We start from the raw sequence: 16,934 nt of genomic DNA on the forward strand, positions 1-16,934 counted from the left end.
TCATAGGGATATGATATCCTAATTAGGAAAAAATCCTAAGGAGATTATGTGAGAACTATTATTAATATAGCTGATTCGCAAATTAAAATTCTAGATAAACTATCCAAGAAAAAAATATCAAGAGATAAAACTATTGGGCAAGCTTTAACTAGTTACATTGCTAGTAATGATCACAATAATAAGGCATTTGAAAACGCTTTTGGACTCTGGAAAGATAAAAATCTAGATAGTTTAGAATATCAGGCTAAATTACGTAATGAGTGGAAGGAATGAAAGCTATCTTTGATACTAATATATTAATAGATTATCTACAATAATGTTATTCCGTTGATCGCACATGGGTGACAACTTAAGGATCGATGTCATTCACGCGAAGGCAGGAATCCAGGGTAAAGCGAGATAAATCGAGCTTTCCAAAAAAATCTTTTAGACCAAGATTTTTTTATAAATTTTACTTTTCAAATAAAGCTTTAAGGTACTGGATTCCCGCTTTTGCGGGAATGACATAAGAGTCATGCAACAAGGGCACGCAGGTATGATATGAAACGGGCCATGTAATAAGGCCGCTTTTATCTAAGAATTATATTTTTCAACTTATGAAAATCAAAACTTATCCTGTTTCTTTTTTATGGTCTGTTATAAAGCCGTATAAATATTGGTATTTTGTTATGATGCTTGGGCCTATTGCAAGTGGCTTTCATCCTATTATATATAATTATACCGTAAAGCTTTTGCTTGATTTATTTGCCCAAAATGAAAAGATTATTTGCTCAAAGTTATAAACCGATAATATGGTTTGTAGCAGCACAAGCTATACTTGATGGTGCTTGGCGTGCTCATAGCTTTGCACAACTTAAAGCAATGCCTCATATCTTTCAAGGTATGATGAATAAAATATGTAATCACTGTTTTAATTTGCTGTATACTTATTTTCAAAATAACCTTTCCGGTTCTATCGTTGGAAGAGTAAGGGGCATAGGTGATAATTATTATAAAATGCACCAAGCAATCGAGTATCAATTAAGCAAACCGTTATTAATTACCTTGCTTCCCAGTATTGCACTGGGTCTTACTAATATTAAAGTATTTGTTGTCATTAGTACCTTTATGGCTATTGACTTATCGCTTGCTTTACAGTGTTTTACTAAACTTGCTAAAATGGAACAAGATAAGCAATATTCTTGGTAGCTGATTGTATTATAAACATCTTTACTATTTTTTCGTTTGCAGCAAAGCAGCGAGAATTAAATAAAGTAAATGATTATTACCATAATGTACATATTGCTTTTATTATGTCCCTTACTTTTTTAGTTACTGAAAATTCGTGGCATGCCACTATGGAACTTAAAGACTTTTTAGAAGATATAGCAGCGTTTCACTCCGCCTTTACAATAATGCAAATCCCACAAGATACTATAGATAAAAAATGCTGCTGAATTAAAAATCTTCAAAAGGGAGATTATATTTAAGGATATATCGTTTGCTTATAAAGAGGGGAGTAGTGTATTCCAGTCTCTTAATTTGTATATTAAAGCCGGTGAGAAAGTGGGTATTGTCGGGCATGCAGGTAGCGGTAAATCCACTTTAATTGTATTATTATTGAAAAATTTTAAGCCGGAATTGGCTATATTATAATCGATAACCAAAACCTTTACGATATTTCCTCTGACAGCCTGTGGGAGCAGATATTATTAATTCCTCATAATTCCTCAAGATATTATGCTTTTTCATCGCTCAGTAGGTAAGAATATCGGATATGCAAAAGAGAATGCTTTGCCTTGGGAAATAGAAAATGCCGCCAAAGTTGCAAATATCCATGAATTTATTGAAAGTTTACCGGAAAAATATAACACCATTGTCAGTGAGAGAGGAGTAAAGCTAAGTGGCGGACAGAGGCAACGTATAGCAATTGCCCGTGCTATTCTTAAAAACGCTCCGATTTTGGTTTTAGATGAAGCAACTTCAAGCCTTGATAGCCATACAGAGCAAGAAGTACAAAAATCTATTAATACCATGCTTGATATTGAGAATGTAACAATAATTGCTATAGCCCACAGATTATCTACTATCAAGCATATGGATAGAATTATTGTTATGGATAAAGGCAAGATCGTAGAAGACGGCACTTTTAAGGAACTCTGGGAGCATCAAGTTAACGGATTTGTTTAAATCGGTGTTATTAAGAATATGTAAGGTGTCTCTAGGCAACAAAAAGCTAACTATGCAGTTCATAACCTAATAAAAGGCATTTATTACATTTATAATCAAATATTTTATGAAATGTTGTTTTGAATTGCTAATCTTTTTTACAAGATGGACAATTTGAATAATTAGAACGTGCATAGGAGTTTCCTGATACCGGTGCTGCTATAGGATAAAAAACTTTCTTTTTTAAACATTTTTGTAGTTGCTTACTCATTTTTCTTCCTTTTATAGAAATATCACTATCTAATTCTGCTAATTGTTTTTCCATTAAAGGTTCTAATGTTTATAGCTTGAAAGCCATAAGCTGTAAGCTGCCGCATAATCATTTTGCCAAGAAGTAATTGTTCCTCTGAGATATCGGTCTTCATTTATTATATATAAAGGTAGATATCTCCCCTCATCTGTACGTAATACAAGCTGCTCTTCATAAGCTTTTGACCATGAAATAGGATATAAATAGAGAAATTTTGCATTTTCAATATCAATAGGTGTTTCACTAACATAGTCTGCTGTTATTTTATAACTAATTATTACGCCAATTGCTATAATTCATCTTTATCTTTCAATGCATTATAGCTTAAATTTGAAGCATGCAAAGCATCTTTATTAGGAATTACTGCATGAAAAACCAATTTATTTTTTGTAGGACTAAAAATTCTCCATTATTTAATATATTACCATTTTGGTATAAAGAACCGATAAAACTACAAAGTAAATGCCAAGCTTTTCCGTAATCATTTAATAAGAATTGCTTACTTTTATTAAACGATATAGTAACAAGATATATATTAGACATAGTTTAAATAAAATTTATCTATTTAGCTAAGAATGCTGCCTTTTATAATCTAACTTACTTGGAGTTTATTCCTAAAAAAGCTTACTATTTAGGAATAAACTCTTAAATAGTTATATTAGTATATAAGTAAAAAACATAATTGATTTTAAACATGCTTTAAAGAAAAGTATAAAATACTACTTTTCAAAGAAAAGAGTTATACCCCTAAGGCTTTTTTTCCTTTAGATTGTTCTTGTTCAACTGTTTGAGTATGAGACTTAACTTGAGGAATTGCAAGATCGACTACATGTTCATATCTAACGCCATTTTCAAATAAAACTTGACCGCATTTATTCACTTGAATAACATCTTCTTTAGAGAATTTATTTAAAATAACTTCCGTGATATTATAAAGGAATTTCCAAGATAGTTCTATTCTTTCTTGTAATGTCAGCGTTTTATTTTCTGGTTTTTGACTATTAAGGGCCACATTTGGCGAATCATCAATATTACCTCCTTCAGCAGGTAATATATTTTTTTTACGTGCTGCTATTTTCTTATACATTAAAAAATATTAATAATAATGCTAAGCAACCTATGGCAATTAAAATATGAGTATTAGAATTAGACATTATTTTGCTCTTTCTTGTTGTTGAGTTAAGTTGTGTGTTTTAGAAAGTATAGTAACCACTGCTTGACCTATATTAACTAAGTTAGCTATATCAGGAGTTAGCTTTGCAATTGCTAAGACCGGAGGCGGTAATAAGTTAGTTTTTATTGTTAGACTTATAACATTTCCGAGTTCTTGACTTCCTGGTATTACTCTTACTATTTTTTTATGTCGCTTGCAATTTTCGTAGCTTTTTCTGCGGCTTTACATAAGGATTCTATCTTTTCGCTACAAGAAGCTTCTGGATTTAATACTTTTAATAATTCTGTTTTAGCTTCATTTAGATTACAAGAAATAGTATTCTTTACAGAGTTTAATTTGTCAATATTTATATCTTGTGGAATTGCACTTTCAATATTACTTTTTAGTTCTGTTATTTTTTCTTCTACTTCATCTTTGCTTTTTGGTATAGCTTTAGCAGCTTTTACAACATTCTCTAGTGAAGCTTGGTTATTAGGGTTTTTATTTGCTATTTCAATAATTTTTCGAGTCGGTTCTTTTGATATTTCTGAAATTGTGGCAACTTTTTTGGCTTTTTCATAGATGTTTTCAAGCTTCTCATGAGATTTAGCTTCTTCCCTTATTTCTTTTATATCATTATGCAATTTTGTTATTTTTGGCAATAATTTTTTCAGAGTCAATAAGATTATTTGCTTTTTCAAGTATTCCGCTTGTTTGTATAAATATTCCAAGCATCGGTATTTGAGTCGTATAACCCCGACTAATATATTTTCTAATGATTCTATAATTTTTTTAGAAGCTCCAGGATAGAGTTTATCTAATTCTTGCTGAAATTTTAAAATGTGTTCTAAAACATTTAAACATTTTTCTACAATAATCCTGTCAAATAAAAAGATATCTTTTGTTTTTAACTGTTCTTGATATGCTTTCTCAAGCGCTTCAGATAAAGTAGTTATAGATTCTTGGATTGTCCTATTAAAAAGTTTTTCTATTTTCGCTACATCGATATTTTCAGTGTGAGATAATTTATTTAAAGAATTTTGTAAAATATAAAATAAATGATCTTCTAAATCTTTTACATTCATTTTCAAAGATTTGGTAAAACCTTTTAATGTTATTAAAAGTCTTTATTGTTCTTTAGTTAATCCGCTGAAACTAGAAAAATCAATTATAGACATAAAATTTTATTTTGTTATCAAATATTAATTAATCTTAAAGCTTTATAACCGTAAAATAAAATGTAAAATAGTTATCATTGCCCTTGAGATTAATGTTTGTTATATTATGTGCTAACATTGCTACAATAGATTTATATTGTTTTATTAGGATATAGATATATTCTTGAAAGATTAAACTAATCTCACTAACATATTATCAATTATTCAAGAAATTTATGCGTAAATTAACTACATTTATTGTTACATTATTACTAACTAGTTCGGTTGCAGCAGTTGATTTGCAGGGAGCTTTAACTGAAGGATATAAGAATAATGAGGAGCTGAAAGCTGCTAGAATTAAGTTTTTAGACTCGATTGAGCAGTTTCCGCGAGCTTTTTCGGGGTTTATGCCTAGTGCCGGATTACAGATTAATAGACAACATAATAAGACTAAATATAATAAAAAATATGCTGATAGGCTTGGTCTTACTCCAAGGGAAACAGATAGTGATCAAGGTGCATTAACAATTCAACAGTCTATATTTAATGGTGGTTCTAGCGTTGCGGCTCTTAAAGCTGCTCAAGCAGGATTTAGAGCTGCACGGGGTGCATATTATGCCGGTGAACAAAAAATATTATTAAATTTAATAACTGCGTATCTTGATTGTTTTGAGAGCAAAGCGAAATATGATATTTCCGAAAGTAGAGTTCGCACTAACATACAACAAGTTAACACCGTTGAGGAAAAATTAAGACTTGGAGAAGCAACGGAAGTAGATATAGCAACCGCAAGAGCGGGGCTTGCAGCAGCAGAAACGAATAAACTAGCTGCTTATGCCGATTTTCAAGGAAAAAAAGCAAATTTTATTAGAGTATTTGGAATAGAGCCGACTAATATAACTATGCCTGAGTTACCTAAAATGTTACCTGCTTCATTAGATGAGTTAACTGGAAGAGCTGCTAAGCTCAATCCTGATATTGATTCGGCAAGGCATAATGTAACTGCGGCTAAAGCTTTAGAAATGGCAGAAAAAGGGAAATTATTACCGCAAGTAAGTGTGCAACTGCAATCCGGTAGAACATACTACAATCCACAAGATGATATAAATGCTAGAAATGTAAATGCTATAAATAATAGAAGCTATACTACTACTCTTTCGGTAAATATCCCTATTTATCCTGAGGGAGGAGCTCAATATTCAAGAATCAGATCGGCTAAAAATCAAACAAGAAATAGTGCAGTTCAGCTTGATAGTGTGATAAAGCAGACCCAAGCATGGGTTGTAAGCGTGTGGGAGGGATTTGAAGCAGCAAAATCTCGTATTGTTGCCGCTAATCAAGGAGTGGATGCTGCTCAAATATCATATGACGGTACTGTGCAAGAGGAAATAGTCGGATCTAAAACAATATTAGATGTTTTAACTGCCGAAGAAAAATTATACGAAGCAAAAATAACTCGTGTGGATGCGTATAAATCTTCAGTACTTGCGGCATATCAAATGAAATTGTTAACCGGCGAGCTAACGGCTCAAAGTTTAAAACTTAAAGTAAAATATTTTAGTCCTGAAGAAGAGTTTAAGACTATTAAAAAGAAAATGTTTATAGGTTTCTAACGTGAGTAAGGAAAATAAAAAGAACCAAGATATGTCGATAGAAGACATATTAAAATCGATTAAAGGAGTAATAAACGAGCGTAAAAATCCTATTCATGAAAATGATAGCGAAGATGAAGATGTATTAGAGCTAACGGAAATAGTAAATCAAGATGAAGAAGAAAAGTTAATATCAACTAAATCTGCTGAAGAGGTAGGTGATATTTTTAAAAATTTTACCGATACTATTAAAGATAAAAAGCTGGATAATAATATCTCATCTAAAAATGCACTTGAAGAATTAGTCATTGAGATGTTAAAACCAGAACTTAAAGCTTGGCTTGATAAAAATCTATCTGTACTTGTTAAAGAGTTAGTAGAGATTGAGATAAAGAAATTGGTGCAGAATAGTAAGAGGTAGGGGAGTGAATGTCATTGCTAGCTAAAAGCGGGGGAGGTGTATTGCTTGTTTATGTCATTCCCGCGAAAGCGGGAATCCAGCAATTAAAAGGTATATACACAGTAAGTTTTAATATTAAAAGCTCGATTTATCTCGCTTTACCCTGGATTCCTGCTTCCGCAGGAATGACATCGAACAACCTCCTGCTATCAAATAAATTATTTAATAAGGCATTATATGTTAAATAAATTATGTAAGATATTATTTTTTATAAATCTATTGTTAGTGATAGTTCAAAGTTATGCTTCACCTCCGCCCTTACCGCCATCATTACCGACTGCTGAAGTAGATACTAAAGATAAGGATGTTCGCTCTAGTGCCGATGTTTCTTTTTTTGATAAATTCAAGCAATTTTTTAGTAAACCAAAAAAGAAAGATATACCCCCTAAACAAGCAAATGAACAAACTAAAGCAGCCCATCAAGAAGAACCAAAGCTAGCTTCCCAAGAGCCTAATGACAATGAACAAGCTGAGCCGTTTATAGATGTCGGTAATACAGCATTGCCTAGTGCTACAAGTGATAACGTTCATGCAAATTCCAGTCATGAAAGTAGTGTAAATTTAGCTTATCATGACATTCAGGAATCTAATGAAGCCGAGGCATCTGAACCTTTTATAGATATTGGTAGTGCAACGTTACCTAGTGTTACAAGTAATGAAATGCATGAAGCACAAGTTGCTTCTAATGAGCATAATGATACAAATTTAGTTTCTAATATTATAACTCCTAACGTACCGAGACCGATAGTATCTATGCCTCCGGCTCAAGCAGGAAGTTATGTAGTGCCTCCGCAGCGACCGGTGCAAATATATAAACCAACCAATTTGCCGCCTGTGCATAAGCCTATTCCGCTTAATCCCACTCCTGATGCTAATAAAGAGGAAGAAAGCGTAGCACCGATAGCACCGCCCTCTATACCTAATATGCCTGCTGTTTCTCCGCCTGTGGTTAACCCGCCGGTAACCCAAGATACTACATCAAGCACTATGCCGACAACAGTACCTCCTGCAGGAACTCCGGCAGTACCTAGTAATGTACCTGCACCTTCGGTAATGCCTACAAATCAACCTTCTACACAGCCTATAACACCGACTAGCCCAAATACACCCGTTACTACTCCGTCTAAAGTAATTCCTACAACCGATTCTTCGGCGGAACTCAATAACTCGCAAGAGACATTTGTAGCTGTTTCAGATGTCCCAAAAAAACAAGATTGGAATACGCCGCTTATACCCGTTGTTGTAGTGAAGCTGAAGCAATTTCAGCCTTTAGAGAAGCAAATTAATAATAATCAAACTACAAATAATCAAGAGAAATCACCTCCGGTAAGCTCTCCAAATGTCACGATTCAAAAACAAGATAATAACGTAAATAATGAAACATCGGAGTTGGTAACAAAATTTGTTAAAGATGAAACACAAATGTTACTTTTACCTGATGATGATATAGTTCTTGGTAAACTAACAGAGCAGGCGACTTTAGCGCAGATGGATATGTATGCATATATAGAGCTGTTCCAAAAGAAAGAAGAATGGATAGCAAGTGCCGAAAGAAGAAAAGTTGTAGAGAGTTTTATTAAATATGATAATGATATAAATAAAAAGAAAGATATTTATGCCAATCTATCTTATTGTAGTGCAGTAGAGAATGCTTTTAGAGCAGTGGATAGAAACAATCTTTTTGGGTTGCGTGCGTTACTTGACGTTTATCCTATATTGCAAGAAAAAGGTAGAAGCGGTGAGACATTACTAACTGCTGCTATTTATAACGATAATTACTATTTAGCAAAATTTTTGGTCATACGAGGTATTAAAATTTCTACTCTAAATGATGAGTGCCAATATCCATTAGATATTGCATTAGCTCAAGGAAACGCTAACATAACTTGTATGTTAATCAAAGCTAAGGGATATTGATAAGATTATTTTTATCGTCATTGCAAGCGACTGTAAGGAGCGTGGCAATTTCATGAAATAGTATAAAATCCTGCGATTGCTTCGTCAAAACTTACAGTTTTGCCTCGCAATGACGTAGAATTTTCAAACAATTTCTTTAAAGCTTAATTGCTTTTCTATGTTAAATAGTTTAATTTAGGAGAGAAAATAATTCATTAAATCTCTAATATATGAGCGATTTATTCAGCTTTAACAAAGAAAAGAAAAATAAGCTAGTCGATAATAACTATAGTGCAAAAGATATTGAAGTATTAGAGGGGCTTGAGCCTGTTCGTAAAAGACCGGGGATGTATATCGGGGGTACCGATTCAAATGCTATGCATCATTTAGTATCTGAGGTGCTGGATAATGCTATGGATGAAGCAGTCGCCGGCTTTGCAAGTATCATCACGATAAAAATGCATCATGATCATAGTATTACTATATTTGATAACGGTCGCGGTATCCCTATTGATAATCATCCTAAATTTCCTGACAAATCAGCTTTAGAAGTAATTTTAACTACTCTTCATTCAGGAGGTAAATTCTCAAATAATGTTTATCATACTGCAGGTGGATTGCATGGTGTTGGAATATCGGTAGTAAATGCTTTATCTAAACATTTAGAAATAAAGGTTTATAAACAAGGTAAATTATATAGCCAAAGTTATTCTAAAGGAGAAAAATTAACTGATTTAATATGTGAAGAAGTATCTAAAAGGCTAAGAGGTACATCAATAAATTTCACTCCCGATCCGGAAATTTTTAGTGAAAAATTACATTTTAATCCTAAAAAGATTTATGAGCTTGCAAGGTCAAAAGCTTATTTATATCGCGGTGTTACTATAGAATGGGTATGCGAAGTAGAAGTACCGTCAGATATACCTAAAAAGGCATTAATAAGTTTCCCGAACGGTTTAAAAGATTATTTAAGTTCAAAAATAACTTTAGATAATTTAGTTATTCCGGGAATTTTTGCAGGTAATATAGAGTCTACGCCAGACAGGATAAAACTTGAATGGGCGATTTGTTGGCAAAATAACGATAGCTCGGCATTTATTCAATCATATTGTAATACTGTTCCGACTCCTCAAGGAGGAACACATGAGCAAGGACTTAAGTCGGCTATTTTACGTGGGCTTAAAGCATATGGTGCAATGATAGGGAATAAAAAAGCTGCTAATCTAACTATTGAGGATATTTTAGAAACCGCAAGTGTCGTACTTTCTATTTTTATAGCTGAGCCGTCTTTTCAAGGACAAACTAAGGAAAAATTAGTATCAAACGGTGTAAGTAAACCGGTCGAGAGTATAATAAAAGATCATTTTGACCATTTTCTTAGTAGCGATAAAGCTTTAGCTACTAATTTACTTGAGCATGTAATTAGCATTGCTGAGTTTAGAATCAGTAAGAAAAACGAAAAAAATATTTCCCGTAAAAATGCCACTCAAAAATTACGTTTACCCGGTAAACTTGCCGATTGCACACGCACTTCACCTGAAGGGACGGAATTATTTATTGTAGAAGGTGATTCGGCAGGAGGCTCTGCAAAACAAGCACGTAATAGAGAAACGCAAGCAGTATTACCGCTATGGGGTAAAGTTCTAAATGTTGCAAGTTCTACGCTTGAGAAAATCGTTAATAATCAAGCAATACAAGATTTAGAAATAGCGCTTGCCTGCGGTAGTTTAAAGAATTATAAAAAAGAAAATCTGCGTTACGAAAAAATAATTATTATGACTGATGCAGATGTTGACGGTGCTCATATAGCTTCGCTATTAATGACTTTCTTTTTTTTACGAATGCCGAAATTGGTAGAAGAGGGGCATTTATATCTAGCTAAGCCTCCGCTTTATCGTTTAACGCAGTCTAATAAAACTTATTATGCAGGCGATGAAGAGGAAAAAGCTAAGTTAACGGATAAATTATTAAAAGCTAGTAAAGCTAAAATTGAAGTAGGTAGGTTTAAAGGTCTCGGTGAAATGATGCCTGCACAATTAAAGGAAACTACTATGCATCCGGAAAAAAGATCGCTTTTAAAGGTAACTTTAGAAGATTTTCAAAATGTTGATAAAATAGTAGATGATTTAATGGGTAAAAAGCCGGAAAAAAGATTTCAATTTATTTATGAACAGGCTTTAGTTAAAATGGATAAAATTATTAGTGAGCTGGATATTTAATCGTTATTGCGAGGAGCCGTAGGCGACGCGGTAATCTAGTCAAATATCCTGAGATTACTTCGTAATTTTCCTCGCAATGACGCTTTGCTTAAAAAACACACATATTTGGAGTATTATGTTATTACGTTTAATTATAACACTATTTTTTATTATAAATTCTATTTGTGCATTTGCAGAAGGAGAAAAAGAAACTGAAAATAAAATATCAAATCAGGAAGCTTATAAGCAATTTCAAGACGTATTTGAACGTATCGAAAAGGCTTATGTACAGGTACCCGATAGGCAAAAAATGATAGATGAAGCAATTAACGGTATGTTAAACTCACTTGATCCTCATTCAAGCTATTATACCGATGAAGATTTAGAAGATATTTTTACTTTTACAAAAGGTGAATTCGGCGGAATCGGTGTTGAAATAATGTATGATAGTGGAGTAATTAAGATAATATCGCCTATTGACGATTTGCCGGCTTTCAAAGCAGGGCTTAAAGGTGGGGATTATATAGTAGGCGTGAATGACGAGTTAGTCTCTACGCTTGGTCCTAATAAAGCTATAAAAGAGATGCGAGGTACGCCTGGTACTAAGGTTAAATTGTTGATAATTAAGGAAGAAGAGGCAAAACCGCAAGAGCTAGAGCTTACTCGCGAAATAGTAAAAATCAAGCCGATAAAAGCACATTTAGAAAAAAATAATATTGCATATATACGTATAACTACTTTTAATGAGTCAACAATTTCTGAGCTGAAGGCAGCAGTAAAGAAGTTAAAAACTGAGAGTAAAGATGACCTTAAAGGTATAATTCTAGATTTACGTAATAATGCCGGAGGTATACTCGATCAAGCTATTGCTGTTAGTGATTATTTTATTGATTCCGGTGTAATTGTAACAACAAAAGGTAGAACTACATCAAGTAATAGCGAAACTAAAGCAAATGAGTTTTCGTTAAAAGCTCCCAAAGTACCTATGATAGTTTTAATAAATGGTAATTCTGCATCTGCCTCGGAAATAGTTGCCGGAGCTTTGCAAGATCATAAAAGAGCAATAATACTTGGCACTAAATCTTTCGGTAAAGGATCAGTTCAGGCTTTAACGCAAATCAATTCTAGGGCTGCCGTAAAACTGACTATATCTAAATATTACACCCCAAGCGGTCGTTCTATTCAAGCAGAAGGAATAGATCCTGATATTTTAATTGAGCCGGCGAAAGTTGAGTATCCAGAAGTGAAAAAAATAGATAAGCGTTTTTCTGAGAGTTCTTTAAAAAATTATTTGAAGAATGATAATGAAAAAAACAAAGATAATTCATCTAAAAACAAAGATAGCAAAAAAGAAACAAAAGCCAAAAATAATAAACAAGAAGAGAATGAATTATCGGAATTATACAAAAAAGATTATCAATTTGCTCGTGCTTATGATGTAATTACAGGGTTGATTCTTAATAAGAAGCTGGAAACAAAAGAGAGAGTTAAACAAGAAGATAAGTAGAGAGGATAATATCATTTTCGGTTGTGCTGCATGGATAGATTCTTCGTCATAAGCTACGGAAAAACTGTAAGTTTTGTACGTATGCAATCTCAGGAACCCTGGTTTATGAGATTGCCACGCTCCTTTTAGCCACTCACAATGACGATTTGGTATGCGAGCAAGCCTTCCGCAGGGATGACATCAGTTGAGTTAAAAATAACTACTAGGTTTTATAATGAACCATAATAAGTATATAGTAAGATTGTCATTCATTATATTGTTTCTTAATATTGTCATAAATATGATGTTTTATCGTTATTTTATGATAAAAGAAATGATAGTAAAACAAGTGGCTTTGGAACATACTAAAATTGTAGAACTTTACACTGATAATATTTGGAATACTCATCAGAACGTAATCAGTAAATTACACAAATTCGATTATTTAAAACTATTACAAGATCAAGATTTTATTAATTTTGCAAAGATTACCGCTCAATGGTTCACCAATCTTAATATTAATATTTCTCTCTACGATCTCAAAGGTAATAAATTCATCACTAGTAATATGTTACATATGTATAGTGTAGACAATTATAAAGATGATAGTTTGGTTGAGATAGTTACCGCAAAAATCGATAAATTTTTTTTAAAATCCTTTACTTCAAAAGCTCCGCTTCGAGATGCTTTTGAAGGTATTACAAGTCATATATTATTACCAAGGGTAGTAATAGAAAATGAAAGTGATTTAACAGTGGAAGAGGCTTCTTTTGTTACTAGCTATATCCCTGTTATAAATAATAATTTAGATTTTCCCGTAGATGCAGTATTTGAGATTAACACTAATATTACCAGCCAATGGCAAAATATAACCTCTCTTGAGCAAAAGGTTTTTATAACTTTTATCATTATTTTTATAATATTCTGCACTATAATTATTAGTAATACTAACTATGCTAGACAAATTATTGAGGAGCAGCTTGAAACAAATAGAAATTTAAAAGCTCAAATAGTAAAATTAGAAAAAACCAGCTCTTCAAATACAAAGTTTTTTGCTAATATTAGTCATGAATTGCGTACACCGCTTAATGCTATAATAGGCTTTTCTGAAATTCTTATGTCGGAAAGAGATGCAGAAAAAAGTAAAAATTATATTAAAGATATAAATGATGCTGGTAAGCATTTGCTTAGTATGATTAATGATATTTTAGATCTTTCTAAAGCTTCTGCCGATAAATTAAAAGTAGATAGTATAGATCTTGATTTAAATAAATTAATTAGTTCTTCGCTGATACTTGTTAAGCCTCGTGCCGATCAAGCCGAAGTGGCTTTAATTAGTAGATTACCGAAAGAGCATGTGGTTATAAAGGCTGATCCAAAAAGGCTAAAACAAGTATTCTTAAATCTTTTATCAAATGCCGTGAAATTTACAAATTCCGGAGGCAGTGTTACTATTGCACTTGAAAAAGATGAGTTAGCAAAATTAGTATATATAAAAGTTATAGATACCGGTATCGGTATTGAGGAAAAAGATATCCCAAAAACTTTATCGGCGTTCGGTCAAATTGATAGTGAGCTTAGTAGAAAATATGAAGGTACCGGTCTTGGGTTGCCGCTTACTAAAAAGCTGGTTGAACTTATGGACGGTAAATTTGATTTGCAAAGTAAGATAAATGAAGGTACCACCATAACAATAACTTTTACATATGACGGTAGTATTGAAATATAAAAAATTGTGTGGAATATTAAAAAAATTTCGGTATTATAAAAAAAATTATAAATTTTTAAAAAATATATGAAACTGATTGTCTTATTATTTACTTTTTTATTTTCTATGTTTTCTTTCGGAGAAAGCGAAACTATTAAAGGAAAGCCTTTAAAATATGTAGCAAATAATGATTTTGAAAATAGACTAGATGAACAGGAACAAGAAATCAGAAGGCTAATCGGTAAAGTTGAGGTTTTACAGCATAAAATTGATATGCTAACGCAGAACTCAAATATTTTAAATCAAGAAGAAAATACTGAAGTTTTAGAAGCCGGTGATTCAAAAAAACAAGATGTTTTTGATATAGCTTTGCTTAAAGATATGCCGGATAATACGCCTAAAAAATCTATTGCGGTTAATAAGGATATAGCTCCTGATAAGCAAGCCTACGATTTGGCTCTTGCTGCTTATAAAGATCATAAACTTACTGAAGCAAAAGATAAGTTTAAAAATTTTATCCAGAAATATCCTAACAGTTCGCTAATTAGTAATGCTTATTTCTGGTATGGGGAATGCTTTTTTAAACAAAAAGATTATAACGGGGCAGCGGTTAACTATTTAAAAGGCTATAAAGAGTTACCGAAAGGGGCAAAATCTTCTGATGGGTTATTGAAGTTAGCACTTTCCTTAGGCGAACTAAAAAAAACTCAGGAAGCATGTAATATGCTTGCTAAGTTTGATAAGGAATTTCCAACTAATAGAACTGCTGCATCCAAGAAAATGGCAGAAGATGCTAAGATTAAATTTGGCTGTAAAAATAAATAAAAATAATAAAATATGACTGATATTTTGGATGAAGTACTGAGTGATCAAAATGAAGAAAAAAGGTTAATTTTTTTCAAAAAGCTTTTACCTATAATAATAATCATTTCTATAATAGCTATTGCTATAATGGTTGTTATTAATAATAATAAAGATAAAAGAATTAAAAATAACCAAAAAAACGGAGATATTCTTGTTAAGACTGTTGGTTTGGAAACAACAAAAGATAATGAAGAATTAGCTTTTAATACTTTAGAGAATTTAGTTACTACTAGTAATACTAAAATCAAAGAAATAGCTGCATTAGAACAAGTAGCCATAAAGATTTCAGAAAAAAAATATTCAGAAGCGAAAGACCTGCTTAATAAAATTATTGAAAATAAAGAATATTCCGAAATTTCTACTTCTTATGCACGTATTTCATGGTGTAGTCTTGTTATTGATGATCACAATCTAGATATTCAAGATAAAGAGAAATTGACCAAATATTTAAACTATTTTGATGACGAGAAAAAACCTTTTTGGGCTACAGCAACTATTATCAAAGCTATGTGGGATATTAAGAATAATATGAAACCGCAAGCAGAAAAAAATCTAAAAAATTTATTAATTTCAAATAATGTATCTGATCTAATAAAAGATCAGGCTAAAGCATTGCTTGTAAATTTAAATAAATAATAATTCGTACTTAAGGAAAAATATGACAAAAAAAATAGCACTTCTGTTATTACCGTTTATTTTAATTTCATGTAACGGGCTTGGACCAAAAAGGGTAAAAAATATTGTTGAGTTGACTCCTAAATTAGCAATTCAGACTCATGAGCCTATATATTTAGATTCTAATGCAAATATATATGCATTTAATGCAAATATGCTTAAGAATAAACAGTATAGTTTCGCTAGAAGTAAAACGATTACCGAGCCGGTTTTTATAGGCGATATGATTTATGCATTGGATATTAGATCGAATATTTCTGCATTTTCTATAGAGCAAAATAAGATTATTTGGTCTTATAATTTAAGTAGACATAAAAAAGATAATTATATAGGCGGCGGAATTTTACACCATAACGGAAAATTATACGTAACATACGGTTCAAGGTTGTTAGTAGTGTTAGATGCAAAATCAGGTTATGAAATAATTAGAAAAGAACTTCCGGATATTATTAGAATTAAGCCTATTGTGCTCAATGATAATACTGTCTTAGTGCAAACTATCAGTAATCAAACTATTGCTTTAAATGCAGAAACTTTAAAAACCGTATGGGAACATGAAAGCCTAGCAGAAGTTTTGTCGGCTAGTTATTTTATGACGCCGATAGTACAGTATGACAATGTAATAGTAACTTATAATTCCGGGCAAATACTTGCCTTAAATATAACAAACGGTGAAGTAAAATGGAATTTTGAGTTTGCAAATCTTAATGATCGTACAGCTATACCGAATTTTGACGAATCAAGTATTTTATGTACTCCCGTTCATGATAATATGAATCTGTATATAGCAACCGGTCTTGGTAAGCTTATTAAGCTTAATGTAGCAACCGGCAGTGTGATTTGGCAGGTAAATGCCGAGGATATTCAATCAATGTCTTTAATCGGTAATAGCCTATTTGTAACAAATAATGCTAGACAAATAGCAGCATTTAATCCTGAAACAGGGAAAGTAAAGTTTGTAGCTGATTTAAATGATGGACAAGATCCTAAGAAACTAAAATCTGCTGCTTTTTTAGTACCTTTTGTTGGAGTTAATAATAACAATAAGCGAAGTTTAAATATTATTTCCGTTAACGGTGTTTTATATAGTTTTGATGTTGATAATAATGGATTAAACAGGATACCTCATATTGTCAAAATTATAAAAAATATTCGTTATTATGGGCTAAGAGCAAATAATAATTTATATTTTTCTACCGATAGAAAAATAATATTCGGAAGTAAATAAATTATATTTAGCTTGACAGATAGCGGGTATTAATGCTATTAAATATGTTGTTTGATTCT

The 16,934-nt window shown here is 32.0% G+C and carries 15 protein-coding genes and 3 pseudogenes; 14 read left to right on the forward strand and 4 right to left on the reverse strand.

Going from position 1 to position 16,934, the window contains the following annotated elements; genetic code table 11:
• Positions 1-48: 48 nt before the first annotated feature.
• The 4 genes and pseudogenes from RJP_RS01595 to RJP_RS01615 all read left to right on the forward strand — a co-directional run bounded on the left by RJP_RS01595 (position 49) and on the right by RJP_RS01615 (position 2,169).
• Positions 49-273 (forward strand): hypothetical protein, encoded by a 225-nt coding sequence (locus tag RJP_RS01595; protein ID WP_014120597.1) that lies wholly within the window; start codon positions 49-51, stop codon positions 271-273.
• Positions 274-596: 323 nt separating this feature from the next.
• Positions 597-782 (forward strand): hypothetical protein, encoded by a 186-nt coding sequence (locus RJP_RS10230; RefSeq protein WP_225981185.1) that lies wholly within the window; start codon positions 597-599, stop codon positions 780-782.
• Positions 754-1,188 (forward strand): multidrug ABC transporter ATPase, encoded by a 435-nt coding sequence (locus RJP_RS07035; RefSeq protein ID WP_225981186.1) that lies wholly within the window; start codon positions 754-756, stop codon positions 1,186-1,188. Before RJP_RS10230 ends, RJP_RS07035 begins: the two co-directional genes overlap by 29 nt.
• Before the next feature lie 357 nt (positions 1,189-1,545).
• Positions 1,546-2,169 (forward strand): annotated as a pseudogene (locus RJP_RS01615) (ATP-binding cassette domain-containing protein).
• Between the two features lie 127 nt (positions 2,170-2,296).
• Here the strand turns inward: RJP_RS01615 and RJP_RS09710 are convergent.
• The 4 genes and pseudogenes from RJP_RS09710 to RJP_RS10235 form a co-directional block, all read right to left on the reverse strand.
• Positions 2,297-2,473, reverse strand: coding sequence for a hypothetical protein (locus tag RJP_RS09710; RefSeq protein ID WP_192918047.1), 177 nt, complete (start codon positions 2,471-2,473; stop codon positions 2,297-2,299).
• 345 nt (positions 2,474-2,818) lie between these two features.
• Entirely contained in the window at positions 2,819-3,001 is a 183-nt protein-coding gene (locus tag RJP_RS09415; protein WP_162098697.1) for a hypothetical protein, read from the reverse strand.
• A 196-nt stretch (positions 3,002-3,197) separates the two neighbouring features.
• Positions 3,198-3,612, reverse strand: a pseudogene (locus RJP_RS01630) (DUF2660 domain-containing protein).
• Positions 3,612-4,729 (reverse strand): annotated as a pseudogene (locus tag RJP_RS10235) (hypothetical protein). Before RJP_RS10235 ends, RJP_RS01630 begins: the two co-directional pseudogenes overlap by 1 nt.
• A 275-nt stretch (positions 4,730-5,004) precedes the next feature.
• Between RJP_RS10235 and RJP_RS01640 the strand changes: the two are divergent.
• The 10 genes from RJP_RS01640 (at position 5,005) to RJP_RS01685 (ending at position 16,875) form a co-directional block, all read left to right on the forward strand.
• Positions 5,005-6,381: a TolC family protein gene (locus RJP_RS01640; protein ID WP_014120599.1), complete on the forward strand. Its 1,377-nt coding sequence runs from the start codon at positions 5,005-5,007 to the stop codon at positions 6,379-6,381.
• 1 nt (position 6,382) lies between these two features.
• On the forward strand, positions 6,383-6,781 hold the full coding sequence (locus RJP_RS01645; RefSeq protein WP_014014008.1) for a DUF2497 domain-containing protein: 399 nt from the start codon (positions 6,383-6,385) through the stop codon (positions 6,779-6,781).
• A gap of 8 nt (positions 6,782-6,789) precedes the next feature.
• Positions 6,790-7,008 carry a hypothetical protein gene (locus RJP_RS10240; protein WP_024704473.1) on the forward strand — a complete coding sequence of 73 codons (219 nt, stop codon included), beginning with the start codon at positions 6,790-6,792 and terminating at the stop codon, positions 7,006-7,008.
• Positions 6,998-8,737 carry an ankyrin repeat domain-containing protein gene (locus RJP_RS01655; protein ID WP_014120600.1) on the forward strand — a complete coding sequence of 580 codons (1,740 nt, stop codon included), beginning with the start codon at positions 6,998-7,000 and terminating at the stop codon, positions 8,735-8,737. Before RJP_RS10240 ends, RJP_RS01655 begins: the two co-directional genes overlap by 11 nt.
• A gap of 209 nt (positions 8,738-8,946) precedes the next feature.
• The gene (gene parE, locus RJP_RS01660) at positions 8,947-10,935 is read left to right on the forward strand and encodes a DNA topoisomerase IV subunit B (protein WP_014120601.1); all 1,989 of its coding nucleotides are present in this window, start codon (positions 8,947-8,949) and stop codon (positions 10,933-10,935) included.
• 115 nt (positions 10,936-11,050) lie between these two features.
• Positions 11,051-12,421, forward strand: coding sequence for a S41 family peptidase (locus tag RJP_RS01665; protein WP_024704474.1), 1,371 nt, complete (start codon positions 11,051-11,053; stop codon positions 12,419-12,421).
• Positions 12,422-12,635: 214 nt separating this feature from the next.
• Positions 12,636-14,129: a sensor histidine kinase gene (locus RJP_RS01670; protein ID WP_014120603.1), complete on the forward strand. Its 1,494-nt coding sequence runs from the start codon at positions 12,636-12,638 to the stop codon at positions 14,127-14,129.
• A 66-nt stretch (positions 14,130-14,195) separates the two neighbouring features.
• Positions 14,196-14,933 carry a tol-pal system protein YbgF gene (gene ybgF, locus RJP_RS01675; RefSeq protein WP_014120604.1) on the forward strand — a complete coding sequence of 246 codons (738 nt, stop codon included), beginning with the start codon at positions 14,196-14,198 and terminating at the stop codon, positions 14,931-14,933.
• Between the two features lie 12 nt (positions 14,934-14,945).
• Positions 14,946-15,608: a DUF2659 family protein gene (locus tag RJP_RS01680; RefSeq protein WP_014120605.1), complete on the forward strand. Its 663-nt coding sequence runs from the start codon at positions 14,946-14,948 to the stop codon at positions 15,606-15,608.
• 22 nt (positions 15,609-15,630) lie between these two features.
• The gene (locus RJP_RS01685; protein WP_014120606.1) at positions 15,631-16,875 is read left to right on the forward strand and encodes an outer membrane protein assembly factor BamB; all 1,245 of its coding nucleotides are present in this window, start codon (positions 15,631-15,633) and stop codon (positions 16,873-16,875) included.
• Positions 16,876-16,934: the final 59 nt, after the last annotated feature.

The organism is Rickettsia japonica YH (genome assembly GCF_000283595.1).
GTDB lineage: Bacteria > Pseudomonadota > Alphaproteobacteria > Rickettsiales > Rickettsiaceae > Rickettsia > Rickettsia rickettsii.

Excerpts from the sequence above, each read along its gene's own strand:
- RJP_RS01680 (WP_014120605.1), top strand. The coding sequence starts at position 14,946 with ATGACTGATATTTTGGATGAAGTACTGAGTGATCAAAATGAAGAAAAA.
- RJP_RS09415 (WP_162098697.1), bottom strand. The coding sequence starts at position 3,001 with ATGTCTAATATATATCTTGTTACTATATCGTTTAATAAAAGTAAGCAA.
- RJP_RS07035 (WP_225981186.1), top strand. The coding sequence starts at position 754 with ATGAAAAGATTATTTGCTCAAAGTTATAAACCGATAATATGGTTTGTA.
- RJP_RS10230 (WP_225981185.1), top strand. The coding sequence starts at position 597 with ATGAAAATCAAAACTTATCCTGTTTCTTTTTTATGGTCTGTTATAAAG.
- ybgF (WP_014120604.1), top strand. The coding sequence starts at position 14,196 with ATGAAACTGATTGTCTTATTATTTACTTTTTTATTTTCTATGTTTTCT.
- RJP_RS01670 (WP_014120603.1), top strand. The coding sequence starts at position 12,636 with ATGAACCATAATAAGTATATAGTAAGATTGTCATTCATTATATTGTTT.
- RJP_RS01685 (WP_014120606.1), top strand. The coding sequence starts at position 15,631 with ATGACAAAAAAAATAGCACTTCTGTTATTACCGTTTATTTTAATTTCA.
- parE (WP_014120601.1), top strand. The coding sequence starts at position 8,947 with ATGAGCGATTTATTCAGCTTTAACAAAGAAAAGAAAAATAAGCTAGTC.
- RJP_RS01655 (WP_014120600.1), top strand. The coding sequence starts at position 6,998 with ATGTTAAATAAATTATGTAAGATATTATTTTTTATAAATCTATTGTTA.
- RJP_RS01640 (WP_014120599.1), top strand. The coding sequence starts at position 5,005 with ATGCGTAAATTAACTACATTTATTGTTACATTATTACTAACTAGTTCG.
- RJP_RS10240 (WP_024704473.1), top strand. The coding sequence starts at position 6,790 with ATGTCATTGCTAGCTAAAAGCGGGGGAGGTGTATTGCTTGTTTATGTC.
- RJP_RS01665 (WP_024704474.1), top strand. The coding sequence starts at position 11,051 with ATGTTATTACGTTTAATTATAACACTATTTTTTATTATAAATTCTATT.
- RJP_RS09710 (WP_192918047.1), bottom strand. The coding sequence starts at position 2,473 with ATGGAAAAACAATTAGCAGAATTAGATAGTGATATTTCTATAAAAGGA.